A 21,510-nucleotide genomic window follows, 5' to 3' on the forward strand; every position below is an offset into this window, starting at 1 on the left:
TGCTACCTTTAAGAGCACTTTTTACGGGCTTTGTGTTAAGATTCGTAACATCTTTTGAAGTCTTAATACTTCAAATCTTTATCAAAATATTTTACGTCTGTAGCAATACTTAAATGGTAAACTCCGCTACCTTTTTGTATAAACTGATTTTGTAAAGCTTTACCTTCTAAATCTAAGAATTTACCATTTTTTTTTGAAGAATAGTTTCATCAAGCTTAATATTCTCATCTAATACTACTTTTCCAAAATCACCTACTTCTCTAACTTTTGTACCACTAAGATCATATGCGTAAAGTTTTTCTTCATGGAAATCTAGGTTGTTCAAAAAGTTCTCTATAGAATTCTTATCATTAGTAAATTTGCCTAATTCATAGGTACCTATAATTTTCTCTTCTTTGCTTACTACTTTTTTCGTATTTTTAATAATTCCAAGATAGGCTAGAGCTTTTTTAAACTTACCCAAATTACGCTTTACCTCAACTTCTACGGGTCTAGAAAATTCTTTTTTTTACTTCTTCAACTTCTCCTATAACTAATTGCCCATCTATGGGGCTGCCCAGTTCATCTTTAAAATGAATTAATTTGGCATTTTTACTCTATTTAATTCAGTTTCTTCAGTTTGAAAATGTAGATGTTTTTTTTCTGGCATAAATTCCTCCTTGAATAAATTGTGGTTTATTTCAAGTGTAAAGGAGTAAATTAAATTTTTGCAAGAAGTTTTTATTGTTAGTTATTTCTCAATAACTAACAAATATTAAGAATTAAAAACTACTGTGCCGTCCAGCCGCCATCTATCAAGAGTCCACTACCTGTTATTGATGATGCTTTTTTGTCACATAAGAATATTACTAAGTTTGCTATTTCATCAGCTTCTACAAATTTTTTCGTAGCTTGAGATTTAAGGATTACATCCCTTAACGCTGATTCTTCAATGATATGTCTAGCTTTAGCAGTATCTGCTATTTGATTCCTTACTAATGGTGTGTTGACGTAATCGGGACAGATAGCATTAACTGTAATATTATTCTCAGCCACTTCTAAAGCAATGGTTTTGGTAAGCCCAAGGATACCGTACTTTTACTGCTACATATGCCGACTTGAAAGGTGATGCGACATATGCATAAGCGGAAGCGATATTAACAATTCGCCCGAAGCCGTTTTTTTTCATAATCTGTATTGAGTATTTTGTAGTATAGAAAGATGCTATTAAATCTATACGCAAAATTTGCTCCCATTTATCTTCAGGAAATTCATCGATAGCAGCAACATGCTGAATATCTGCATTATTTACTAATATGTCTATTTTACCGAATTCTTTTATTATCCTCTTAAACATAGAATGAATTTCATCAGGTTTTTCCAAATTTATTCCTTGATAAAATACAGCCCTTGCCCCAAGTTCTTTCAATTCTGCTGAAATTGTGGCTACTTCATCTTCTTTTGCAAAACCGTTTTTGCAAAATGTTTTGCTATCTCAAGCCCGATACCGCTAGTAGAACCGATAATAACTGCTACTTTGTCTTTCATTTTTATCTCCTTATAAAATATGCACTGTCATACCGTGGCTTGTACCAGCCAGCTAAATCGTCATTGCGAGCAGAGTCATAGGCTGCGTGGCAATCTTAGAACTTTGGCACTAGATTGCTTAGTCAATTACTTACGTAATTTCCTCACAATGACAAGAAAATTAGAATCATGCAACAAAGCTGATCAAGTCACGGGATGACATATTTAATCAAGTAATATTTGTCTTTTATTTAAAAGTGACTTATATTAGATTACACTTGAAGAAATAATGTATAAATCTATGGAAATTGTTAATAGTGTTGATGCATCTGTATCTTGCCAGGGCAAAGAACCTCCATATGACCATCCGAAAGTTTATTTAGAGATAGATAAAGAAAAAAAGGAAGTTATCTGCCCATATTGTAGTAAGAAATTTAAACTAGTAACAAAATGACTATAAAATTTTTGTCAGAAAGTACTATCAACCGAATTGCTGCCGGTGAGGTTATAGAAAGGCCCGCATCGGTAGTAAAGGAATTAGTTGAAAATGCTGTTGATGCAAGTAGTACTAAAATAGATATTATTTTAGAACGTGCCGGTAAAAATCTAATCATTATTTCCGATGACGGTATTGGTATGACTGATAAGGAATTAGAAATTGCTGTTGAACGTCATACAACTTCTAAGCTTGATGAAAGCGATTTTCTAAATATTAATACTTTCGGTTTTAGGGGTGAAGCACTGCCGTCTATTGCTGCTATTAGCAAAATGCTAATTACTTCTAAAAAACGAGATGCCGACAAAGCATTTCAGATTAAGTTAATCGGCGGCAATGAAAAACAAGTTACTATTTCTGTTCATAATGAAGGTACTAAAATAGAGATACGTGATTTATTTTTCGCAACACCTGCACGTTTAAAATTTCTTAGAGCCGATAAAACAGAGCTTGCAGCAACTGTAGATGTGGTTAAGAAAATCGCTCTAGCACATCCTGAAATTTCTTTTAGTTTAACACATGACGGCAAGAATTTATTAAAACTAAAGGGACAAAATAAAGATGCTGAAACTAACCTAAAACAGCGTATAATTGATGTAATAGGTGATGATTTTATAAAAAACGCTGCTTATATAGACTTTAAAACACCTGATTTCTCTATTTGCGGCTATACTAGTAGCCCGACATATAATAGAGCTTCAAGTGAAGATCAGTTTTTATTTATTAATAATAGACCAGTAAAAGATAAATTATTACAGGTAGCTTTAAGGGTAGCATATCAAGATTATTTAGCTCGTGATCGTTATCCGCTATGTGCTATATTCTTACAAATCGATCCGCAACTTGTTGACGTTAACGTACATCCGGCAAAAGCAGAGGTTAGGTTTCATGACCCGAATTATGTGCGAAACTTATTAATAGAAGCAATTAAAAATGCTTTAACAAATAAAAGCCATGTTACTTCTACTACTATCGACTCTGATGCTCTTGAGTTATTTAAAAATCCTTTAGTTAACAAACAATTGCCAGTAAGTAAAGTTATAAATGTTAATAGTAAATCGGCAGATTATAGACCTACTACTCATTCTACACTTAATACAGTTCCTCAAAATCATGTTTGTCAAAAATTAATCGATACATTATCACATGCTAAAATAGAACAAGAAGTAGAAAACCGTATAGAACATGAACAGCAAACCCGTAAACAATATAAACTTGGGGCAGCTAAAGCACAACTTCATACGACTTATATTATTTCACAAACCGAAGATAGTATAGTGATTACCAACCAGCATGCAGCACACGAACGTTTAGGGTATGAAAAAATAAAAGATTACCTTAAAACGGAAGAGTTAATCAAACAGCGTTTGCTTATCCCTGAGATAGTAGAACTGCCAAATGAAAAAAAAGCAGATTGTTTATATGACCATAGAGAAAAACTATATAAACTCGGTTTAACTCTAGAAAAATTCGGCGAAAAATCTATTATAGTAACTGAAATTCCAAATATCCTTGGAGATGTAAACGTACAAAAGTTAATTCAGGATCTCGCCGATCATTTATCGGATTTTGGCAAGAATATAGCTTTGACAGAGTTAATCGAGCATGTAACGGAAACTTATGCCTGTCATTACTCTATTAGAGCAGGACGAAAATTATCGGCAGATGAAATGAATGCCTTACTGCGTCAAATGGAAAATACGCCGCTTTCAGGTCAATGTAATCACGGCAGACCTACTTATATTGAGTTGAAGCTTAAGGATATCGAACGCTTATTTGGACGGTAACTCGTTTGATTTGAAAAATTGGCGTCATTGCGAACGACTAAAAGGAGTGTGGCAATCTCGTTTTAATTTCCCGAGATTGCCACACTCCTTTTAGTCGTTCGCAATGACTTATCTCTCTTTATTTTGCAATGCCTAGTTTTTACTTGACTATTTTTCAATTTTGTTTTATTCTGCTTTTCTTAGAATAATAAAATAATGTCTTGATTTAAGGTGTCAGCTAATGGCAAAGAAAAATAAAAATGTTTTGGTAAGGCTAGTAAGTACTGCCGGCACAGGTGTTTTTTGGGTAAAGAAACGTAATCCAAAGACCCAAACCGAGAAGCTTTCTTTTCGTAAGTATGATAAAGTAGTTAGAAAACATGTTCTTTTTAAAGAAGAAAAAATAAAATAATTGTAAGTAATATATGGCAGTAAAAATTCGTTTAGCTAGAGGCGGTGCTAAAAAGCGTCCTTTTTACCGTGTAGTGGTAGCTAACGCAACAGCACCTCGTGACGGTGACTTTTTAGAAAAAGTCGGAACTTATGATCCAATGCTTGCTTCAGATAATAGTGAGCGTGTTGTTTTAAAAAAAGATCGTATAGAATATTGGCTTGGCACCGGTGCTAAACCAACTGAGCGAGTCGCAAAATTTATTGAGCAAGCGGGTGTTACTCTTCCTAAGAAAGTTAAAAAGGAAATGGAAGTGAAAGCAAAAAACCGCAAAGCTAGACTAAGTAAAAAGGAAGCTAAAGAAGCTTAGTTTATAGTGTATTTTCGTCATTGTGAGCAGGCATTGACTGTGTGGATTAATTCAGCCCCTGTCATTCCGCTATTTGAGTGCAGGATTTAGTAAATTTGACTGTTACAAGTTATTTTTCTAGATATTGTGGTCAAGACACGGGTATGACACATATCTCTTCTCTATAATCATATTAATATGCCGGATTAGCTCAGTGGTAGAGCAACCGCCTTGTAAGCGGTAGGTCATCAGTTCAAATCCGATATCCGGCACCATCAAAATTTTTCTTGTCATACTGGGACTATCTTTATATAGATACCAAATCGTCATTGTGAGCAGCCGTAGGCTGCGTGGCAATCTTATGAAATAATAACAAACTTCCTAAGATTGCTTCGTCGAATTATTGTGTAATTCTTCTCGCAATGACGATTTACCGATCTATGCAAGCAAGCTTTCACAAGAATTATATAGAAAAAAACATACAATAGTGACATCCTTTAAATTTTTTATATATGATAGTAATCGATAAAACATCTTATAGAGCTGTGGGATTTGATAAACGTATTAAATTCCTAGTGCTACATTATACACAGTGTGATTTTAAGCAGTCTTTAGATTTTCTAACTGGTGAAAAGTTAAGTAGCCATTATTTAATAAACAATGAAAACCCTGAACATATATTTCAATTAGTAGAAGAGCGTGATAGAGCATGGCATGCTGGAGTAAGTTACTGGCAAGGTCATGAGCGTATTAATGATACATCAATCGGTATTGAAATCGTAAATCCTGCTTTTGAAGTAAATGCAAAAAACAATGATATAGTTTGGCTACCCTATTCGGAAAGGCAAATTAATAGTGTTATAAGTTTGTGTAAACAGATTATTGCTAGATATGATATTAAACCTACTAGAGTAGTTGGGCATTCTGATATTGCTCCAGGTAGAAAACAGGACCCTGGCCCGCTATTTCCTTGGAAACTATTATATGATAACGATATTGGAGCTTGGTATGATGAACAGGCGTTTAATGATCTATTGCCGCAAGTCGACATAACCGATATTGCAGCAATTCAGCAAAAATTTATTACATACGGTTATAAACTTGAAGTTACCGAAATTTTAGACTCTAAAATGAAAGATATTATAATTTCGTTTCAAATGCATTTTCGTCCTAGTAATTTTTCTGGCGATTTGGATGCTGAAACCATAGCAATTTTAGATGCATTAATATTGAAATATAAATCTGAATTAATATGATAAGATTTATAACTATACCAGATTTTGCGGATTATCAAGTTACTTTGAAATTAATGGAAGATTACGTTAACAAAGTAATTAGTGATCATGAGCCGGAAATTATTTATTTAGTTGAACATTCGGCAGTATATACAGCTGGTACTAATTATAAACAAGAAGAATTATTAAATTACGGTGATATTCCGGTAATTTACACAAGACGTGGTGGTAAATTTACTTTTCATGGACCGGGTCAGCGTGTTATTTATCCAATTCTTAATTTAGCTTCACCAAATCGACACAAAGATTTAAAGCTATATATAAAAATGCTTGAAGAATGGATTATAAATAGCTTAAATTATTTTGGAATTAAAGCATATATTATTAAAGATAAAGTAGGAATTTGGGTAAAAGTAAGGAAAGATGAATTTGCTAAAATTGCTGCAATAGGTGTTAGAGTAAGAAAATGGGTTACATATCACGGTGTAGCTATAAATATTTCAACAGATTTAAGTAAGTTTAGTGGGATTATTCCTTGTGGACTTGAAAATTCTTTAGTAACATCTTTAAATCAGTTAGGGATTCATGTTGAAATGTCTGAATTTGATAAAATTATTCAAACTGAATTTAATAAAATATTTAAATGATCAGAAAATTTTTACTCACAATTTTTGCTCTTTGGGTCGGTGGTTTTGGTTATTATTTATATTTAATAAATTCTTATAAGCTTAATAGTAATACCACTAATGCAATAATAGTGTTTGCAGGAGAAGGACATAAAATTGAAACCGGTATTGCTTGGCTTAAGGCAGGCTATGCACCTATATTATTTATTACTGGTATAGAATCTACAGAGCAATTAAAAAATTTGTTAAAGGAACGTAATGTTATAGAACAGCAGGTAATATTTGCTCCGAATAAAATAATGTCTGAAGAAGATAATATTAAGAAAGCGGTTGATTTTATTGTAACTTACAATCTTACTTCAATAATTTTAGTAGAGCATAATTATAATATGCCTTTTATGCTAAATAAGCTTGAAAAAGCGATTTCTTCTTCTAATAATATCTATATAGTACCATATCCTGTTTTTTCCAAACAAAAATATGATGTGTTATTAAAATCCTATCATCGTTATTTAATGAGTATACTCATTTAATTTGCTTCTTTACTCTTTTCCAGTACAATATTTTAGAACGGCTACGCCAAATAATGCAGAAATTAAAGAGCCTATTATTACTGCAGCTCTTATAGAGTTTGAAGGGCAGCTGCTCTCAAACGTAATACTACCTATAAATAAACTTTAAATCCAATCCCTCCAAGTATAGCTATAGAATAAAATTTTAACCATGAAGTATCACTTGGTAAATTACAGAGTTTAATTTTACAAATGGATATGAAAATAGCATAATAACAAAAAGCGGTAAAATAAAGTAATTTACAAAAGGACGAGTTAAGTTTTCAAGTTTTTTAAAAGAAGTATTAAATTCTCCTTTTATATTAACAGGTATAAAAAGTGCTATAATGGCTCTGCATAAAGTATCGTGAATACCTGACTCCACCATACTAATCCATAATAATAAACCTACAATTATATAATAAAATAATTGTTTAACTTGTCGATAATTCAATATAAACAAGATGAATATAATTATAGAGGAAATTAATAATGCCGGAGTATTGATTGTTTTAGTATAAAACAAAGCTAGTATAATTAACGTAAAAGCATCGTCAATTAATGAGAAACCTATAATAAAAGCTCGTAATTCTAAAGATATATGTCGGCTGAAAAAAGATAAAATACCAAGGACAAAAGCAGTATCAGTTGCGATAGGAATAGCCCGTCCTTTTATTAATCCCGGTTTATCGTAATTAAAAAACATGTATATTAAGACAGGAATTACTACACCTCCAAGGGCTGCCGCTGCAGGTAATATTAGTTTTTTTATTTTTATGTTCACCTTCTACTAGGTGAAATGTCATCTCTAAACCTATTAATAAAAAGAAGAAAGTCATGAGACCGTCATTAACTAACTCTATAAAAGTTGTTTGTAAACTTACATTTCCTATTGTTAAAGAAAATTTACTGTAAATAAAAGAAGAATAATATTTTGTTAGGAAAATGTTATTGCTGACAATTATTGCTAAGGTAAAAGCAATAATTAATAATATACCGGCAAAAGTACCTGATTTAATTAATTCTCTTAACTGGTTATTTATACTCATGATTTTAATATTAAGTTATAACAAGCTCATAATAATAAGTTATTTAAATTCATTAAGAAAGTCAAAAATCTATATAAATCCATAGCAATAATTTATTTTTTAGTGAGATAAAAAGTTGTTTTTTGTACTTTTATAAGCTTGTATAATAAGTGTAAGAAGATATAATTATTAATTACAAAAAAAATATCTAAGCAATTCTTATGTTAGCAGAACAGCAAACCGAATGGATTGAATGTATTATCAGCAATAACCTTGTAAATAAGGGATGGCATATAGATAATGATACTAAAAAGAATGTTTATTTCCAAAAACCAAAATCAAAAATAGAACAGACAAGATTAAACGGAAAAAGACCGGATTATATCTTATATGAAGATATAAAAGGCGATGGAGTATTTCTTAGAAAAAATTACATCAACGGAAAAATGATTTAGGCGAATATTTTACACCGAGAAATATAGTTAAAACCATTATTAATTTGGTTGATCCTAAATTTAAAGAAACAATTTATGATCCTTTTTAGGTACAGGTGGGTTCTTAACTGAAGTTTTTAATTATATCAAAGAAAATAATATAATTAATACCGATGTAGAAAAATTAAGATTTAATACATCATATGGGCGAGAGTTAACCAAAACCGCTAGAATCGCTAAGATGAATATGATTTTGCATGGTGATGGACATAGCGGAATTCAGCAAATAAATAGTCTTGAGAACCCTAATGATGTTAACCCTTAACTGATCAGCAGTTAAAGTTTGATGTAATTGTTGCTAATTGCCATTTTTTCAAACTATCACTAAAAAAACTAGCAAAAACGGCAAAACTATAACAGAAAATCATATAACTTCTCTTTTTATAACGGCATTGCAAAAAATAACGGTGATGCTGCTTGTGTTTTGCATTGCCTACAAAATTTAAAAGAGGGTGGTAGAATGGCATTGGTAGTACCTGAAGGGTTCTTATTCAGAAAAGACACCGCTGCTGTTCGTCAATTTTTACTATCAAAAGCAAAGCTGCAACTCGTTATATCTCTACCGCAAGGTACTTTTTTACCTTATACAGGAGTAAAAACGTCAATACTTTATTTTATCGATGCACATAAACCGAATAATTAAAAAGAATATTGGTTTTATGAGGTTAAAAATATCGGCGTTACATCTAGACAATAAAAAAAGAAAAATTGTCGGTATAAATGATTTAAACAGGCGAGGATGGAAAATTAAATTTATCTAAAATTCCTTTTATAGATCTCGATTTTTATCAAATAGCTAAAAAAAGGATTGGTGAAAAATAATGATATTTTAATGTGTAAAGATGGAGAATTAACGGGTAAAGTATGTTTTGTAGATGATAAAATTTTACCGCAAATAGAAGTAATGGTTAATGAACATGTTTATATTTTTAGAGGGAAACCGAATATTTGTACATCAATCTTATTTATTTTATTGTTTAAATAGCGATATAATTCAAAATCAAATTAATATAAGAACTTAGCTTATAATAAAGGTGCTCAGCCTGGTTTAAATATAGAACATATAAACTCAATTTATATTTCTCTTCTGTCTCTAGAAAAACAACAGAAAATTATTGAAGAATTGAATAGCTATCAAAAGATAATAGAGGGGGCAAAACAGATAATAGATAATTGGCATCCTTATTTTGAAATAAATAAACAATGGGAAATTGTTAAATTTGGCGATATCGTTATCAATAAATTAAAAAGTAATATTTTATCTCTTGAGCATAAGGAGTATACAACATTAATAGTATGTAAAAAAGGTAAAATGATTAACATTAATACTGCAATTAAGGGGGATATTCCAGTAATAGCAGCTAGTCGGGTTAGTCCTTATTCACATAATCAATATAATTTTAACGGTAACATAATCACTATTTCTTCATCGGGAGCATATGCTGGATATATTTGGTATCATAATTCACCAATGTGGCTTCAGATTGTAACGTAATCTATTCAATTAATGAAAAACTATTGTTAACTAAATATCTATATTATATTTTAAAATCTCAGCAAAATATAATATACCAAAAGCAAGCTGGATCAGGTCAACCTCACGTTTATTTGAAAGATTTAGAGGATTTACAAATTCCTATCCCACCTCTTGAAGAACAGCAAAAAATGGTAACAGAGCTTGACAAAGTAAGATTGACAACCTTAAAAACTATATAAAACAATTTGAAAACAAACTAAAAACCACATTAAATTCTCTTTGGCAATAATTGATGTACATTAACTACTTAAAAGATTTGATTGGTTTTAAGTCTGTAACTCCTAAGAGCGATGGGGCTATTGAGTATATTAATGATTTGCTTAAACAGCACGGCTTTAAGACCGAAATAAAAATATTCGGTGATTCTAAAAGTGAGCAAGTCACTAATCTTTATGCTGTTTTTGGTAGCAATGAGCCTAATATTTGCTTTGTTGGTCATGTAGATGTAGTGCTGGCAGGCAATCATGAGCTTTGGCATAATGCGAGGCCATTTAAAGCTAGCCAGCAAGACGGTAAGATATATGGCAGAGGTGCGGTGGATATGAAAGGGGCTATAGCGTGCTTTCTAGCTGCCAGCTTAGATTTTATAAAAAATAATACCGATTTTAAAGGTTCCGTTAGTTTCTTACTTACTAGTGATGAAGAGGGAAAAGCAAAGCATGGTACTAAAGAAATGCTGCAATATATTTATGATCAAGGATATAAGATAAATTTTGCTATTGTCGGTGAACCTACTTGTGAAAAAGAAATAGGCGATGCAATTAAGATTGGCAGAAGAGGAAGTGTTAACTTTAAATTAAATATAGAAGGCTTAAGCGGGCATGTAGCTTATCCTCATAAAGCAAATAACCCATTGCCTTGCTTAATAATAATATTGAATGAGTTAACAAATATAAAACTTGATGAAGGTACTGAATTTTTTCAACGTTCAAATCTTGAAGTAACGAATATCGAGGTCAGTAATAATACTTCAAACGTAATTCCGGCAAGTACGGAAGCATCTTTCAATATACGTTTTAATAATTTACATAGTGCAGAAACTTTAGCAAAACAGGTAGAAGAAATTATTAAACAGCATTGTAAAGAATATAAAGTAGATTATAAGTTAGAATATAGTAGTTCTGCTGAAAGTTTTATTCAGAACCCTAGCGATAAAATAAAAGAATTTGCTAAAGTAGTAGAGCATACGCTTAAAATAAAGCCTGAATTCTCTACAAGTGGCGGTACGTCGGATGCAAGATTCGTCAAAAATTATTGTCCGTTAGTAGAGTTTGGTTTATTATCTGAAACGGCACATAAAATAAACGAATACACAAAAATTAGCGATTTACAAAAATTATATGATGTGTATTATAACTTTTTGATGGAAATACTTTGATGTCATTCCCGCAGAGGCAGGAATGACATAGAATCCATGCAACAAGGCCACCTTTTTACAGGAATGGCATTACCATACGCGGATGTGATGGAACTGGTAGACATGCAAGATTTAGGTTCTTGTGCCGTGAGGCGTGGGGGTTCAAGTCCCTTCATCCGTACCACTTAAATTTTCTCATGCAAAATAACATAAAATTTTTATGCAGCAATTTAGTATTTATCAAACAAGCGATGAATTGCTTCTAAAATCGATATTGCTTCTGATAGAAAAATGCTATCGCTCTGATCTTAAAAGTGTGATATTAACTGCAGATGCAGATCAACAAGAAATGCTCAATAAAAATCTTTGGACTTATTCACGTAAGCAATTTATACCTCACGGTAGTAAACTTGATCCGCAGCCTGAAAAACAACCGATTTATATTACCGATGAGTTACAAAATCCTAATAATGCTAGTGTGCTTGTTATTATTTCGCCTACAGATATAGGAAAAATTTTACAAGCAAAAGAGTATATAAGAGTTTTCAAAAGGATAATTATAATAACCGATTTACCGGAAGATTTAAAAGAATTAACAGTTAAAATAAATAAATTTACCGGACAGGAAAACAAAATAGATTGTTTTACTCAAAATCCTCGTGGAGCTTGGAATAAAGTAGTCTAATAAATTTATATTCTTTTACGTACAAATAAATATAATCCGATCGTTAAAGCAATAACCAAATTGAAATAACAAGCAAAAATAAAATCTAGATTTTTTGAAGCAAAATTTTGTAATATAAAATGACTTGAAGTAACTAGCAATACTGTTAAGGCAGAAAATAATACCGGCATAAAAGTTGTTTTTTTGCTATAAGGATATCTCAAAAAAACTGCAAGTGCTACAAAAGGTAATACAAAATTGTATAAAGGCCACATTATTCTTTGATGTGCTTCAGCAATTAATTTAATTTTTTTAGTAATAGCTAAATCATGAGGAGGGGCAAGTAATTCGCTTATATAATATTCGTTTACTTCTTTATTATGTTTAGTTCTTTGTGATACTAAAGGATTATCATTTTGCAGTTTTATCATTAAAGAATCGAAAGTTAACTGAGTTAAATTACCGTTTATGTCATATTCTTGTCTTATGCCTTTATTAAGTTCAAAAATCGGGCTATTATCATATATATTAAGAGTACCTGAACCCGCAAATATTACTGATGGGTTATCAGCGTTACGGTTATCAAATATTATTACGCCGTTCATAATATTTCCTGCTGATTTTTTATCTATAAAAACAGTGATATCTTTCGTTACTTTATTAAAAGTTTTCTCTTCAATCATACTTGAGATATAATTATTCTTTATAAAGTTTAAACGTGATTTTAAGTTTATATGAGATAACGGCAGGATGGTAGAAGATATATAATAAGCAAGTAGCATAACTATTAATGCGACATATAAAGCAGGTAGTGCTAGCTGTACATTATTAACTCCTGAAGCTTGTAATATAATTAATTGTCGCTCGACTTTTAAATTATTATAGATATAGATCACGGTAATAACCGTTATTACCGGTAACAGAATAAATAATAAAGTAGGAAGTACTAAAACTATTAAACTGAAAAAGTCTATAACTTTTATACCTTTATCAAATAAATATAAAAGTTTTAATATTTGCGTTATCCATACTATACTAGTCACTGAAAAAGTAACGACTATAAGCAGCGGTAAGATATTTTTTATAAAGTATTTTCGGTATAGTAGCATAATGTTTGTTTGGTTTTTTGATGTCATTCTCGTTTTTAGCTAGGAGCGACATAAAACGCTTTTCAAAGACTGTCCAGTACTATGGATAGTTAGATGGTTTTTGGGGGAACTCGTTCTCGGTTCATTTCAAAATAATTAAAAACCAAGTGTACTGTGTGAACCTAATCGTATTAACTCCAATGTGTCAGCATCGGGTTTTCTATAAATTAATACTAAATCCGGTTTAATATGACAATCTCTAAAATCTTTCCAATTACCTCTATAAGGGTATGATCTCTCATATGTATAGGTCATGTTATATCAGCAACCAAGTATCTAACTGCTTTCAGTAAAATATCATCCAAATTTATTCCACGTTTAAACTGTGCAGTACGTTTAATCGTTCTCATTTAAATCAGATAACAAATTATTGATATTACAAACATGAACTAATTTGCCGCTTCTTGCAGCTTTCATAGCTTTAATTGTTTCATCATTTGGGATAAGTGGATCAAACGGCAATGCTTTTTCACGAGCAACACGAAATAACAGCATACGAACAGCATCAGATAAAGTAAGCCCCATAGCAGCAAGCACTAAAGCTGCTTCTTCTTTCACGTCTTCATTAATACGGGCTCGCACAATAGAATCAGCAGACATAAAAATCTTCTTTCAATAATGTAGCTACATTGTAGCGCGCATATTAAAAACTTTCAAGATTAAAAAACAAGTTTTTTATATGTTTTTTCTTAATTACTGCCTCATTAATAGAAAATCCGCGATCTTTCTTATTATATGATTTGCAAAGATGCGATAAATTAACTTACCTATCAGTATTGTTATAAATGCAATAATAATGCCGTAGATTATATCACTTGGGTAATGCATAGCAAGGCTTATGCGAGATAAAGACACGAGCATAATAACACAAATCATTAAGATTTTTAATGGTAATTTTATATAATTCCAAGCAAAATACGTTACTAACACGCTAAGAGCTGCGTGGCTGCTTGGAAAGCTTGAAAAGCATCTTTCGTTTGCAGTATTTATTATGGTCATGAAACTATCTACAGGAAGACTGCAATAAGGGCGAGGGAAATTAACTGAAAATTTAAGAGCGGTAAAAATTAAACCGAATACCCCGTATATTATACCGATTTCAACTAACTTATTATAATTGTGCCAGAATTTATTTTGCCGCTTCTTATCATTTTTGGTTTTCTTTAATTGAATATAAAAATATATACAGTATAAAATATATATTAAGGCGAAATTAGCGATATTAAAACAAAACGAAATTATTTTAAAAAAATAAGGTATAAAGCCGATATTAGTAAGTTTATTCAAAAATAAGAATATTTCTTGATTTAAGCCGCAAAAATTATAAAAAACTTCAAACATTATTTTAAATATTTATGTTACAAGTAACAATACTTGGGTGTGGAGCATCTATAGGCGTACCGGTGATCGGGTGCGATTGTAGTACTTGCACATCTCCTTCAAAGTACAATAAAAGGACTAGATCAGCAATATATATTAACGATGAAAATAGTCAAATATTAGTTGATTTCGGTTTTGATATTAGAAATCAACTATTACGAGAAAAGATAAATAAGCTCGATTGTGCTATATTAACACATTATCATTCCGATCACGTTAACGGCATCGATGATTTACGAGTATTTACTTTTATGCAAGGCAAGCCATTTGAAATCTATACAGATCACGATAGTACGGCAAAGCTCCATACAAAATTTGATTATCTATTTAACAATAAGTTATTTAAGCTTGGGCGACTGTTCACAACTCAATCTGTTAGTTTTTTTGATAAAATTAAGATTAATACTATCGAAATACAATTTTTTAGACAGCATCATGGTCCTATAGATAGCTTAGGCTTGCGTATAGGTGATTTCGTTTATTCGCCCGATTTAATCGATTTTCCTCCTGAAACAGATAAATTTTTAAAAGATATAAAAATATGGATATTAGATTGTATGGATTATAAATCAAATCCGAATCATGCAGGGCTTGATAAAGTTTTAGAATGGCGTGAAAAATATAAACCTGAGCAGATATTATTAACCAATATGAGACACACGATAGATTATCATGAGATTACGAAAATGCTTCCAAATAACGTTAAGCCGCTTTATGACGGTTATAAATTTATGGTCTAGTTTATGATTATTTTAGAAAAAGTTTGTAAGCGTTATGGCAAGAATTACGCAATTAAGAATATTGATTTAAGTTTTACTACTAAGGAAACTACTGTAATAATCGGTCCTTCGGGAAGCGGTAAAACTACTCTGCTTAGAATTTTAAATAATTTAGAAGAACCAAGTAGCGGTACTTTTTTGGTAGACGGGAAGAAGCTACTGCTTAAAGATAGAAGAAAGCTTCTTTTAAAAGTTGGTATGGTTTTTCAAAATTTTAATCTATTCCCGCATTTAACGGTAGGAGAAAACCTAATCTATACGCCGGTAAATGTTTTAAATTTGCCAAAAGAACAAGCAATTTCTATGGCAAAGGAATTGCTTGCAAAATTTAAGCTAACGCAAAAATTTGACTCATATCCGGCAAGCCTATCAGGAGGGCAAAAGCAACGTACCGCAATAGCAAGGGCTTTAATGATGAAGCCGAAAATTTTGTTATTCGACGAACCGACTTCGGCACTCGATCCTGAAAATATTAAAGATGTTATAGAGAATATAAATTTATTAAAAGATCAAATGAGCATGGTAGTAGTCACGCACCATTTGAAGTTTGCAAAATTAATAGCGGATCGTGTTATTTTTATGGATCAAGGACAGATTTTAGCAAATCAGCCTGCCGAGGATTTTTTTAATAAACCGGCATCGCATCGAGCTAGGTTGTTTTTAGAGAATATCGGCGATTTAAGGTGATTTTCTTGATAAAGATAAAATTATAGCCTATAAATTAGTATTTAGATTTAGTATTAATTATAGGTATCCTCAATGAACTTAAAAAACTGGCTACGTCGTCTAAATAAGTTCGCAGGTAGCCCCACGTATTAAGGATACGCTCCGCTCCTAGTCTTGCAGACTCCTTGCTCTTTTCCAAGTTGATCTTCGTATAACTTTCTTCGTTTACTTGGAGTCAATAATGGAACATATTTATGCAAATCTAGCAGTTAGTATATCAGAATTTAAAAAAGCCCTACTACATTATTGGATAAGGCAAGTGGTGAGCCTATTGCCTTATTAAATCATAATAAACCGATTGCTTATCTAATTCCAGCTAAATTATATGAGCAAATTATTGAAGCTTTAGATGACAAATATTTATTAGAGCTTGCTACTTATTAGATTAAAAGATAAAGAAAAGGCAATAGCGGTTAAAAGTAGCTTTTGTCATTCCCGCGAAAGCAGGAATCCAATAAAAAATGGTAAAAATAAAAAAATCATATAAAAATTTAGTATATAATTTGTTTAGAAAGCTGGATTCCTGCTTTTGCAGGAATGACATAGAATCAATAAATAATATCGCCATATGAATAAAAATGAATAAAAAGCTTATCCTATTTTTTAGTATAATGTTACTATTATCACCATCGTACAGTTTTGGCACAGACATGAGTAGAATTACCGCAAAAACTAAAAAGCTTGAATTGCAAAAAGACGAATTACAAGGAGGAGCAATTGCAATTTTATACAAAGGTGAAGTTATTTATAAAACAACGTTTGGAAATCAGAAAGGTAATAGTGGAGTTATTTATGGATAAAACTTTATTTCCTTTAGCATCGGTTTTAAAAGCTGTTTCAACAACGGCAATTGCATTAATGATAGATCAAGATAAGTTGAGATTTTGACGAAAAATTCAAATTACCATACCTAAAAATGCTATTAGTCTTAATAATATTTTAAGCCATACAACAGGTTATCAATTCTCAGGAAATATTGAAATTGAGCAAGGAATGAATCGCTCAAAGTTTTTAACGTTGCTAAAAAAACAACACGCTCGTTGTAAACCCGGGCAATGCTATAAGTATAGTAACATATTTTAGTTTACTTGAAGAAGCTTTAAATTGTAAAAAATCAAGTTTAAATGCTGCAATAGATAATTTGCGTACAACGCTTAGAACGCAAGATATACAAATATTACCGCTAGGGCCGAATGTACAACTTGCTTATCCGCATTCTAAAGCAATAATAGACGGACAGGAGGTAATAACATTGCTGCCGTTTCCGCCTTATTACCCAAAGACGGTACCTGCATCTGTTGGTATTTTTGCATCGATAGATGGAATGATTGAAATATTCACACTTAGTTTTGGTTATAAACCGAATCTTATTGCTAAAAGTACTTTAAGATCGTATGTATAAAATAGTAGAATCAAACAAAGATGTTTTTGGGTTTAAATGGCAACCGATTTGGCCTATTGATCAAAAAATGATTGAGTCATATTATGCTCTTGGATGGCGTATTCTTAAAGTAAAAGGATGCTCAAATAAGGATTTAATTTTTCACTCAGGCTATATAATTAACGGTATTAATTCTTTTATTGGCTTTATACCGTCAGAAGAACTTGGAATTATTATTCTAGTGAACCAAGAAGGTAGTTTTCCACTTAAAAATGGGCTGGGACTTTGGTTTGATTATATAGATTAAAATTTATCTACTCAGATAGAACTTCGTATACCTATTCTTTATTTACTTGTAGTATATTATATGAATAAAAAACTCATAAAACTTATTTTTATCATTTGCAGCACCGTAATTGTAACCGGTTTATTATACAAATATATCAATCAACATTATCCAAAATTTTTTAAAGTACCACAAAATATAGGAAGTTTTTGTGCGTCATTATTAATATTATTTAGTATAATTTACAGTACTATTAGCCAAAATGAAATACGCAGATTTTGTTTGCAATTAGCAATGTGGGCAGTAATTTTCTTAGTTATAATAACTGGTTATGCTTTTAGGTTTAAGCTGAACTACGCTTATCATAGAGTAATGTCTGCTTTAATTCCATCATATAAATGGTCTACTGAAGTCGGAGAAATTATTATAGCCCGTAGCAGAGACGGGCATTTTTATATCAATGCTTTTGTAAATAACGTTAAAATAAAATTTATGGTAGATACAGGGGCAAGTGATATAGCTTTAACTAAAGAAGATGCTCAAAAATTAGGCTTTGACTTAACTAAATTAAAATATACTAGAACTTATCTAACAGCTAATGGCGAAAATAAAGCCGCCCCTATAACCTTAAATAGTGTAGTAATCGGTACGGAATTTAAGAACATCAAAGGACATGTAGGTCTTGGTGACCTTGATATTTCGCTTCTTGGTATGTCGCTACTTGAGCGTTTCAAAGGTTTCAGGATTGATAAGGATTTATTGATCTTGAATTATTAGACTTCTTGCATAACTTGCTTCTAAAGGCAATTTGTACGTCGATCCTAATCCCTAATCTTCACGTATGTGTATATATGCTGCAGCGGCAAGTGCTTCCGTGTATCCTTTAAATTCCTCTCTATAAACTGCTTTGGAAAGATGTCTATTTTTTACAAATTTTCTTGTTATTAAGAAATAGTTAAATTATTAATTATTTCTTGGCCTTTATATCAAAAAGTGCCAACATGCCTTTTTTAAATAAAAGGGGTTTTGTGTATCAATATAAATATGACGAAATCAATTTGTTTAATACTATTTACAATCAAGACATTAAGAAGATCAAAGAACTTGTCAATAATAAGATAGCTGTTTCTAATGAGTTTGCAGCAATACCACTAAATGAACACGATGATACACCTCTGCATATAGCTTTTATTCTAAGTAAAGAAAATATAGTTAAAATACTACTTAAGACAGAGGCTAATCCTGATGACGTAAATTGTGAAGATGATTTTCATAAATTGGCAGAAGAATGTAGAAACGGAAAAATTAATAGAATTTATAGCTTGGAAAGCATCAATAAAACTTTTGGATACTAAATTATAATATTGATGTTGTTAAACTTTATCTACAAGATGCTCGTAATTTGAAAAGTTTTTTAGAAACCGGTAAAAAAGAGCTAACAGAAGAGCAAAAGAAAAATTAGAGCAAAAATTATATAAACTAAACGATATGATTATCCCGTCTCTTAGGTATAAAATAGGGATAAAACGCTATTGAAATATAAAGAAATATATAATGAAGAATATCAAATATTAAAAGAGAAACTTAAAGTTTTGCCTGAGATAGCGCAAACAGAGCTTAACGAGATGTTGGGGATAATACATCTTATTATGATAATATTTTGTGAATAAATATGGATACCAAATCGTCATGAGCTAAGCGACTAAAGACGTTGTTGCGTGGAGCAGTTTTTCCGTCATTGCGAAGAAATTTACAATAGTAAATTGACGAAGCAATCTTGGGAAGAATTCCTGAGATTGCCACGCTACTAACGTTCGCATGCAATGACGACTTGTGTCCACTTAACACGATCTTTGCAAGAATGACATAAAAGAGCCGTGTTAAAACGGCATTTTAAAGCCTGGTGGTAAGCTCATACCGTTTAAAGCTCCTGATAAAGAATTTTGAGAATCTTCATCACATTTTTGTTGAGCATCATTAAAGGCAACTTTAATTAAATCCTCAAGCATTTCTTTTTCTTCTGCTTTTAATAAAGATTCATCAATTGAAATCTTTTCAACGTTGCCTTTACCGGTTGCAATAACCTCAACAAGTCCGCCGCCGGCTTTACCGGTATATCTTGCATTTGCCATTTGCTCTTGAGCTTCTTGCATTTTCTTTTGCATTGATTGGGCTTGCTTTAAAAACTGATTAAAATTTACCATAATTCTATCCTATATATTTTTAGCTTTTAAGTAAAATATCTGAAATTGTTATATTTGGGAAATGTTTTTTAATTAAACCAAAATCGTTACTTGCTTCAATCTTACCAATTAACTGATTCTTTAAGGTTTGCTTGTTCTGCTCTTTTATTATTACTATCTCAAACTTTTCATTAGTAAAAGCAGCTAACAAATCTTCTATTTGTCTTTTTATTTTGCTTGTAACTTCAAGACTTACGAACTCTAATCTATTATTACTGAGATTTTTAAGTTCCGTATGATTGAGCAGGAAATAATATATATCTATCTCATTATTTTTATATAAATATTCAAGAAAATCTACAATTTCAAATTTTTTTTTTATTTCTGGATTAATTGATTGATTTAAATTTTGATTATTACAGTCAAAATCTGTAAGCAAGGGTAGCGACGTCGAATATATAGATTTTATAACTAACATTTCCGTTTCTGTTAGTTGGTTATAGGAAATTTTTATTTCCCCTACTCCCTTATTATATATTTGCCATAAGATTGATAAGTGCGGCAAGCTGGTGTTATCTAATATGTTTTTAGTTCTATCATTAAATGATTCATATATAGGCAAACTATAATTAGGTAACATTTTTACTTTATTAAGATAAGCAATAAAATCTGATACCGATTCTATAAAAATCTCAAGATTAACCGAAGAACCGTAAAGTTTATTTATTAAATTTATAGCTTTTTCCGTCTCTCTGTGGATAATAAATTCGACAAATGCTATTATAACCGAACTATCGACAAGTCCAAGCATTTGATTAATTACTTGAGGGCTAATTATATTGTCAGATTTCGCCGTCATACTAGCTGCTTGATCTAAAATAGAGACTGCATCACGTGCCGACCCTTCCGATTTGTAAGCTATAATTCTTAGTGCTTCTATATCGGTTTTTAAATTTTCTTGCTTAGTTATATATTCAAGTAGCTTAAAAATCTCTTCAAAACTCAACCGCCTTAAATCATAACGTTGACATCTTGAGATAATAGTTGCAGGTATCTTTTGTACTTCCGTCGTTGCAAAGATAAATATTATATGAGGTGGTGGTTCTTCCAGTGTCTTGAGAAGTGCATTAAATGCCCCTTTAGAGAGCATATGCACCTCATCAATAATGAAGATTTTATGCTTACCTTGTAGGGGCTTATACTCGGCGGATTCTATAATTCTACGTATGTCATCTACGCTAGTTTTACTTGCCGCATCAATTTCGATTATATCAGGGTGATTATGATTATTAAAGCTGATGCAATTCGTACATTCCTCGCATGTTTTAATAGTCGTATTTTCGGTAATTAAAGCAGAACAGTTGACGGATTTAGCAATAATTCGGGCGGAAGTAGTTTTACCGACTCCTCTAATACCTGTTAAAAGATAGCCTCCGGCGAGCCTATCGTTTAAAATAGTATAGCTTAAAACTTTGACTAATACCTCTTGCCCCTGAAGTTCGGCAAAGTTACTAGGGCGATATTTCCTTGCAAAAGGAATATATTGATTTGATGAATTTATATCTAGCACGATAGTTATAAGACTTTTTATATCATTTTAGCAGAAAACTGGCTTTATTGCATGGTT

Annotated in this window: 31 protein-coding genes, 2 tRNA genes and 5 pseudogenes; 27 read left to right on the plus strand and 11 right to left on the minus strand. The window is 31.4% G+C overall.

The window, feature by feature from the left end; genetic code table 11:
• Nucleotides 1-172 precede the first annotated feature (172 nt).
• The 3 genes from GCO76_RS05090 to GCO76_RS05100 all read right to left on the minus strand — a co-directional run bounded on the left by GCO76_RS05090 (nucleotide 173) and on the right by GCO76_RS05100 (nucleotide 1,408).
• Nucleotides 173-463, minus strand: coding sequence for a hypothetical protein (locus GCO76_RS05090; RefSeq protein ID WP_410956378.1), 291 nt, complete (start codon nucleotides 461-463; stop codon nucleotides 173-175).
• Between the two features lie 305 nt (nucleotides 464-768).
• Nucleotides 769-1,035 carry an SDR family oxidoreductase gene (locus GCO76_RS05095; RefSeq protein ID WP_410956379.1) on the minus strand — a complete coding sequence of 89 codons (267 nt, stop codon included), beginning with the start codon at nucleotides 1,033-1,035 and terminating at the stop codon, nucleotides 769-771.
• The gene (locus GCO76_RS05100) at nucleotides 1,028-1,408 is read right to left on the minus strand and encodes an SDR family NAD(P)-dependent oxidoreductase (RefSeq protein WP_410956380.1); all 381 of its coding nucleotides are present in this window, start codon (nucleotides 1,406-1,408) and stop codon (nucleotides 1,028-1,030) included. The genes GCO76_RS05095 and GCO76_RS05100 overlap by 8 nt, the downstream gene beginning before the upstream one ends.
• Nucleotides 1,409-1,795: 387 nt before the next feature.
• On the opposite strand from GCO76_RS05100, the gene GCO76_RS05105 reads away from it, so the two are divergent.
• The 9 genes from GCO76_RS05105 to GCO76_RS05145 all read left to right on the plus strand — a co-directional run bounded on the left by GCO76_RS05105 (nucleotide 1,796) and on the right by GCO76_RS05145 (nucleotide 7,050).
• Nucleotides 1,796-1,960 carry a zinc-finger domain-containing protein gene (locus tag GCO76_RS05105; RefSeq protein ID WP_008579257.1) on the plus strand — a complete coding sequence of 55 codons (165 nt, stop codon included), beginning with the start codon at nucleotides 1,796-1,798 and terminating at the stop codon, nucleotides 1,958-1,960.
• A complete protein-coding gene (mutL, locus tag GCO76_RS05110) occupies nucleotides 1,957-3,789 on the plus strand; it encodes a DNA mismatch repair endonuclease MutL (protein WP_410956381.1) in 1,833 nt (610 codons plus the stop codon). Before GCO76_RS05105 ends, mutL begins: the two co-directional genes overlap by 4 nt.
• A 220-nt stretch (nucleotides 3,790-4,009) precedes the next feature.
• Nucleotides 4,010-4,180, plus strand: coding sequence for a 50S ribosomal protein L33 (gene rpmG / locus GCO76_RS05115; RefSeq protein ID WP_004997072.1), 171 nt, complete (start codon nucleotides 4,010-4,012; stop codon nucleotides 4,178-4,180).
• 13 nt (nucleotides 4,181-4,193) lie between these two features.
• Nucleotides 4,194-4,529, plus strand: coding sequence for a 30S ribosomal protein S16 (rpsP, locus tag GCO76_RS05120; RefSeq protein WP_014121177.1), 336 nt, complete (start codon nucleotides 4,194-4,196; stop codon nucleotides 4,527-4,529).
• Between the two features lie 179 nt (nucleotides 4,530-4,708).
• Nucleotides 4,709-4,783, plus strand: a tRNA-Thr gene (locus tag GCO76_RS05125).
• Between the two features lie 237 nt (nucleotides 4,784-5,020).
• A complete protein-coding gene (locus GCO76_RS05130) occupies nucleotides 5,021-5,764 on the plus strand; it encodes an N-acetylmuramoyl-L-alanine amidase (protein ID WP_014014932.1) in 744 nt (247 codons plus the stop codon).
• A complete protein-coding gene (gene lipB / locus GCO76_RS05135; protein ID WP_410956382.1) occupies nucleotides 5,761-6,390 on the plus strand; it encodes a lipoyl(octanoyl) transferase LipB in 630 nt (209 codons plus the stop codon). The genes GCO76_RS05130 and lipB overlap by 4 nt, the downstream gene beginning before the upstream one ends.
• Nucleotides 6,387-6,902 (plus strand): YdcF family protein, encoded by a 516-nt coding sequence (locus GCO76_RS05140; RefSeq protein WP_410956383.1) that lies wholly within the window; start codon nucleotides 6,387-6,389, stop codon nucleotides 6,900-6,902. Before lipB ends, GCO76_RS05140 begins: the two co-directional genes overlap by 4 nt.
• A 1-nt stretch (nucleotide 6,903) precedes the next feature.
• The gene (locus GCO76_RS05145; protein WP_198913042.1) at nucleotides 6,904-7,050 is read left to right on the plus strand and encodes a hypothetical protein; all 147 of its coding nucleotides are present in this window, start codon (nucleotides 6,904-6,906) and stop codon (nucleotides 7,048-7,050) included.
• A gap of 36 nt (nucleotides 7,051-7,086) precedes the next feature.
• Here GCO76_RS05145 and GCO76_RS05150 read toward each other — a convergent pair.
• Nucleotides 7,087-7,969, minus strand: a pseudogene (locus GCO76_RS05150) (Na+/H+ antiporter NhaA).
• A gap of 200 nt (nucleotides 7,970-8,169) precedes the next feature.
• Here GCO76_RS05150 and GCO76_RS05155 point away from each other — a divergent pair.
• The 9 genes and pseudogenes from GCO76_RS05155 to GCO76_RS05195 all read left to right on the plus strand — a co-directional run bounded on the left by GCO76_RS05155 (nucleotide 8,170) and on the right by GCO76_RS05195 (nucleotide 12,021).
• Entirely contained in the window at nucleotides 8,170-8,403 is a 234-nt protein-coding gene (locus GCO76_RS05155) for a hypothetical protein (protein WP_209445212.1), read from the plus strand.
• A 23-nt stretch (nucleotides 8,404-8,426) separates the two neighbouring features.
• Nucleotides 8,427-8,492 carry a hypothetical protein gene (locus GCO76_RS05160; protein ID WP_280641706.1) on the plus strand — a complete coding sequence of 22 codons (66 nt, stop codon included), beginning with the start codon at nucleotides 8,427-8,429 and terminating at the stop codon, nucleotides 8,490-8,492.
• Nucleotides 8,493-8,545: 53 nt separating this feature from the next.
• Nucleotides 8,546-9,085, plus strand: a pseudogene (locus GCO76_RS05165) (HsdM family class I SAM-dependent methyltransferase).
• A gap of 168 nt (nucleotides 9,086-9,253) precedes the next feature.
• A pseudogene (locus GCO76_RS05170) lies at nucleotides 9,254-9,464 on the plus strand (restriction endonuclease subunit S domain-containing protein).
• Between the two features lie 101 nt (nucleotides 9,465-9,565).
• On the plus strand, nucleotides 9,566-9,937 hold the full coding sequence (locus tag GCO76_RS05175; RefSeq protein WP_410956384.1) for a restriction endonuclease subunit S domain-containing protein: 372 nt from the start codon (nucleotides 9,566-9,568) through the stop codon (nucleotides 9,935-9,937).
• A gap of 23 nt (nucleotides 9,938-9,960) precedes the next feature.
• Nucleotides 9,961-10,158, plus strand: coding sequence for a restriction endonuclease subunit S (locus GCO76_RS05180; protein ID WP_410956385.1), 198 nt, complete (start codon nucleotides 9,961-9,963; stop codon nucleotides 10,156-10,158).
• Between the two features lie 53 nt (nucleotides 10,159-10,211).
• A complete protein-coding gene (dapE, locus tag GCO76_RS05185) occupies nucleotides 10,212-11,357 on the plus strand; it encodes a succinyl-diaminopimelate desuccinylase (RefSeq protein WP_410956386.1) in 1,146 nt (381 codons plus the stop codon).
• Nucleotides 11,358-11,435: 78 nt separating this feature from the next.
• Nucleotides 11,436-11,520 (plus strand) — tRNA-Leu (locus GCO76_RS05190).
• A gap of 36 nt (nucleotides 11,521-11,556) precedes the next feature.
• Nucleotides 11,557-12,021, plus strand: a complete 465-nt coding sequence (locus GCO76_RS05195) for a DNA polymerase III subunit chi (protein WP_410956387.1) — start codon at nucleotides 11,557-11,559, stop codon at nucleotides 12,019-12,021.
• A 5-nt stretch (nucleotides 12,022-12,026) separates the two neighbouring features.
• On the opposite strand, the gene GCO76_RS05200 is transcribed toward GCO76_RS05195, so the two are convergent.
• The 4 genes from GCO76_RS05200 to GCO76_RS05215 all read right to left on the minus strand — a co-directional run bounded on the left by GCO76_RS05200 (nucleotide 12,027) and on the right by GCO76_RS05215 (nucleotide 14,489).
• Nucleotides 12,027-13,109, minus strand: coding sequence for an LptF/LptG family permease (locus GCO76_RS05200; protein WP_410956388.1), 1,083 nt, complete (start codon nucleotides 13,107-13,109; stop codon nucleotides 12,027-12,029).
• A gap of 135 nt (nucleotides 13,110-13,244) precedes the next feature.
• On the minus strand, nucleotides 13,245-13,403 hold the full coding sequence (locus GCO76_RS07935; RefSeq protein WP_479725309.1) for a type II toxin-antitoxin system mRNA interferase toxin, RelE/StbE family: 159 nt from the start codon (nucleotides 13,401-13,403) through the stop codon (nucleotides 13,245-13,247).
• Between the two features lie 81 nt (nucleotides 13,404-13,484).
• The gene (locus GCO76_RS05210; RefSeq protein ID WP_410956389.1) at nucleotides 13,485-13,748 is read right to left on the minus strand and encodes a type II toxin-antitoxin system RelB/DinJ family antitoxin; all 264 of its coding nucleotides are present in this window, start codon (nucleotides 13,746-13,748) and stop codon (nucleotides 13,485-13,487) included.
• A 93-nt stretch (nucleotides 13,749-13,841) separates the two neighbouring features.
• Nucleotides 13,842-14,489 carry a phosphatase PAP2 family protein gene (locus tag GCO76_RS05215; protein WP_410956390.1) on the minus strand — a complete coding sequence of 216 codons (648 nt, stop codon included), beginning with the start codon at nucleotides 14,487-14,489 and terminating at the stop codon, nucleotides 13,842-13,844.
• A 14-nt stretch (nucleotides 14,490-14,503) separates the two neighbouring features.
• Between GCO76_RS05215 and GCO76_RS05220 the strand changes: the two genes are divergently transcribed.
• The 7 genes and pseudogenes from GCO76_RS05220 to GCO76_RS05250 all read left to right on the plus strand — a co-directional run bounded on the left by GCO76_RS05220 (nucleotide 14,504) and on the right by GCO76_RS05250 (nucleotide 18,477).
• On the plus strand, nucleotides 14,504-15,268 hold the full coding sequence (locus GCO76_RS05220) for an MBL fold metallo-hydrolase (protein WP_410956391.1): 765 nt from the start codon (nucleotides 14,504-14,506) through the stop codon (nucleotides 15,266-15,268).
• Nucleotides 15,269-15,271: 3 nt separating this feature from the next.
• Nucleotides 15,272-15,994, plus strand: a complete 723-nt coding sequence (locus GCO76_RS05225) for an amino acid ABC transporter ATP-binding protein (RefSeq protein ID WP_014014917.1) — start codon at nucleotides 15,272-15,274, stop codon at nucleotides 15,992-15,994.
• 220 nt (nucleotides 15,995-16,214) lie between these two features.
• Nucleotides 16,215-16,520 (plus strand): annotated as a pseudogene (locus tag GCO76_RS05230) (type II toxin-antitoxin system Phd/YefM family antitoxin).
• A gap of 124 nt (nucleotides 16,521-16,644) precedes the next feature.
• Nucleotides 16,645-16,833 (plus strand): hypothetical protein, encoded by a 189-nt coding sequence (locus GCO76_RS05235; protein WP_410956392.1) that lies wholly within the window; start codon nucleotides 16,645-16,647, stop codon nucleotides 16,831-16,833.
• 341 nt (nucleotides 16,834-17,174) lie between these two features.
• On the plus strand, nucleotides 17,175-17,435 hold the full coding sequence (locus GCO76_RS05240) for a hypothetical protein (RefSeq protein WP_103897446.1): 261 nt from the start codon (nucleotides 17,175-17,177) through the stop codon (nucleotides 17,433-17,435).
• A 67-nt stretch (nucleotides 17,436-17,502) separates the two neighbouring features.
• A complete protein-coding gene (locus GCO76_RS05245; RefSeq protein WP_012151443.1) occupies nucleotides 17,503-17,721 on the plus strand; it encodes a serine hydrolase in 219 nt (72 codons plus the stop codon).
• Nucleotides 17,722-17,781: 60 nt separating this feature from the next.
• Nucleotides 17,782-18,477, plus strand: coding sequence for an aspartic protease APRc (locus GCO76_RS05250; protein WP_410956393.1), 696 nt, complete (start codon nucleotides 17,782-17,784; stop codon nucleotides 18,475-18,477).
• 54 nt (nucleotides 18,478-18,531) lie between these two features.
• On the opposite strand, the pseudogene GCO76_RS05255 reads toward GCO76_RS05250, so the two are convergent.
• Nucleotides 18,532-18,645: pseudogene (locus GCO76_RS05255) on the minus strand (palindromic element RPE1 domain-containing protein); the annotation flags it as partial.
• A gap of 56 nt (nucleotides 18,646-18,701) precedes the next feature.
• Between GCO76_RS05255 and GCO76_RS05260 the strand changes: the two are divergent.
• Together GCO76_RS05260 and GCO76_RS05265 are read left to right on the plus strand one after the other, a co-directional pair.
• Nucleotides 18,702-19,055 carry a hypothetical protein gene (locus tag GCO76_RS05260; protein ID WP_410956394.1) on the plus strand — a complete coding sequence of 118 codons (354 nt, stop codon included), beginning with the start codon at nucleotides 18,702-18,704 and terminating at the stop codon, nucleotides 19,053-19,055.
• A 177-nt stretch (nucleotides 19,056-19,232) separates the two neighbouring features.
• A complete protein-coding gene (locus tag GCO76_RS05265; RefSeq protein WP_410956395.1) occupies nucleotides 19,233-19,370 on the plus strand; it encodes a hypothetical protein in 138 nt (45 codons plus the stop codon).
• Nucleotides 19,371-19,580: 210 nt separating this feature from the next.
• Here the strand turns inward: GCO76_RS05265 and GCO76_RS05270 are convergent, their stop codons facing one another.
• Both GCO76_RS05270 and dnaX read right to left on the minus strand, forming a co-directional pair.
• The gene (locus GCO76_RS05270; protein WP_014121165.1) at nucleotides 19,581-19,904 is read right to left on the minus strand and encodes a YbaB/EbfC family nucleoid-associated protein; all 324 of its coding nucleotides are present in this window, start codon (nucleotides 19,902-19,904) and stop codon (nucleotides 19,581-19,583) included.
• Nucleotides 19,905-19,923: 19 nt separating this feature from the next.
• On the minus strand, nucleotides 19,924-21,453 hold the full coding sequence (gene dnaX / locus GCO76_RS05275; protein WP_410956396.1) for a DNA polymerase III subunit gamma/tau: 1,530 nt from the start codon (nucleotides 21,451-21,453) through the stop codon (nucleotides 19,924-19,926).
• Nucleotides 21,454-21,510 lie beyond the last annotated feature (57 nt).

It is taken from the genome of Rickettsia koreansis (assembly GCF_046532895.1).
GTDB classification, from domain to species: Bacteria; Pseudomonadota; Alphaproteobacteria; order Rickettsiales; family Rickettsiaceae; genus Rickettsia; species Rickettsia rickettsii.

Excerpts from the sequence above, each read along its gene's own strand:
- GCO76_RS05105 (WP_008579257.1), top strand. The coding sequence starts at position 1,796 with ATGTATAAATCTATGGAAATTGTTAATAGTGTTGATGCATCTGTATCT.
- mutL (WP_410956381.1), top strand. The coding sequence starts at position 1,957 with ATGACTATAAAATTTTTGTCAGAAAGTACTATCAACCGAATTGCTGCC.
- rpmG (WP_004997072.1), top strand. The coding sequence starts at position 4,010 with ATGGCAAAGAAAAATAAAAATGTTTTGGTAAGGCTAGTAAGTACTGCC.
- rpsP (WP_014121177.1), top strand. The coding sequence starts at position 4,194 with ATGGCAGTAAAAATTCGTTTAGCTAGAGGCGGTGCTAAAAAGCGTCCT.
- GCO76_RS05130 (WP_014014932.1), top strand. The coding sequence starts at position 5,021 with ATGATAGTAATCGATAAAACATCTTATAGAGCTGTGGGATTTGATAAA.
- lipB (WP_410956382.1), top strand. The coding sequence starts at position 5,761 with ATGATAAGATTTATAACTATACCAGATTTTGCGGATTATCAAGTTACT.
- GCO76_RS05140 (WP_410956383.1), top strand. The coding sequence starts at position 6,387 with ATGATCAGAAAATTTTTACTCACAATTTTTGCTCTTTGGGTCGGTGGT.
- GCO76_RS05155 (WP_209445212.1), top strand. The coding sequence starts at position 8,170 with ATGTTAGCAGAACAGCAAACCGAATGGATTGAATGTATTATCAGCAAT.
- dapE (WP_410956386.1), top strand. The coding sequence starts at position 10,212 with ATGTACATTAACTACTTAAAAGATTTGATTGGTTTTAAGTCTGTAACT.
- GCO76_RS05195 (WP_410956387.1), top strand. The coding sequence starts at position 11,557 with ATGCAGCAATTTAGTATTTATCAAACAAGCGATGAATTGCTTCTAAAA.
- GCO76_RS05200 (WP_410956388.1), bottom strand. The coding sequence starts at position 13,109 with ATGCTACTATACCGAAAATACTTTATAAAAAATATCTTACCGCTGCTT.
- GCO76_RS07935 (WP_479725309.1), bottom strand. The coding sequence starts at position 13,403 with ATGACCTATACATATGAGAGATCATACCCTTATAGAGGTAATTGGAAA.
- GCO76_RS05210 (WP_410956389.1), bottom strand. The coding sequence starts at position 13,748 with ATGTCTGCTGATTCTATTGTGCGAGCCCGTATTAATGAAGACGTGAAA.
- GCO76_RS05215 (WP_410956390.1), bottom strand. The coding sequence starts at position 14,489 with ATGTTTGAAGTTTTTTATAATTTTTGCGGCTTAAATCAAGAAATATTC.
- GCO76_RS05220 (WP_410956391.1), top strand. The coding sequence starts at position 14,504 with ATGTTACAAGTAACAATACTTGGGTGTGGAGCATCTATAGGCGTACCG.
- GCO76_RS05225 (WP_014014917.1), top strand. The coding sequence starts at position 15,272 with ATGATTATTTTAGAAAAAGTTTGTAAGCGTTATGGCAAGAATTACGCA.
- GCO76_RS05235 (WP_410956392.1), top strand. The coding sequence starts at position 16,645 with ATGTTACTATTATCACCATCGTACAGTTTTGGCACAGACATGAGTAGA.
- GCO76_RS05245 (WP_012151443.1), top strand. The coding sequence starts at position 17,503 with ATGATTGAGTCATATTATGCTCTTGGATGGCGTATTCTTAAAGTAAAA.
- GCO76_RS05250 (WP_410956393.1), top strand. The coding sequence starts at position 17,782 with ATGAATAAAAAACTCATAAAACTTATTTTTATCATTTGCAGCACCGTA.
- GCO76_RS05260 (WP_410956394.1), top strand. The coding sequence starts at position 18,702 with ATGCCTTTTTTAAATAAAAGGGGTTTTGTGTATCAATATAAATATGAC.
- GCO76_RS05270 (WP_014121165.1), bottom strand. The coding sequence starts at position 19,904 with ATGGTAAATTTTAATCAGTTTTTAAAGCAAGCCCAATCAATGCAAAAG.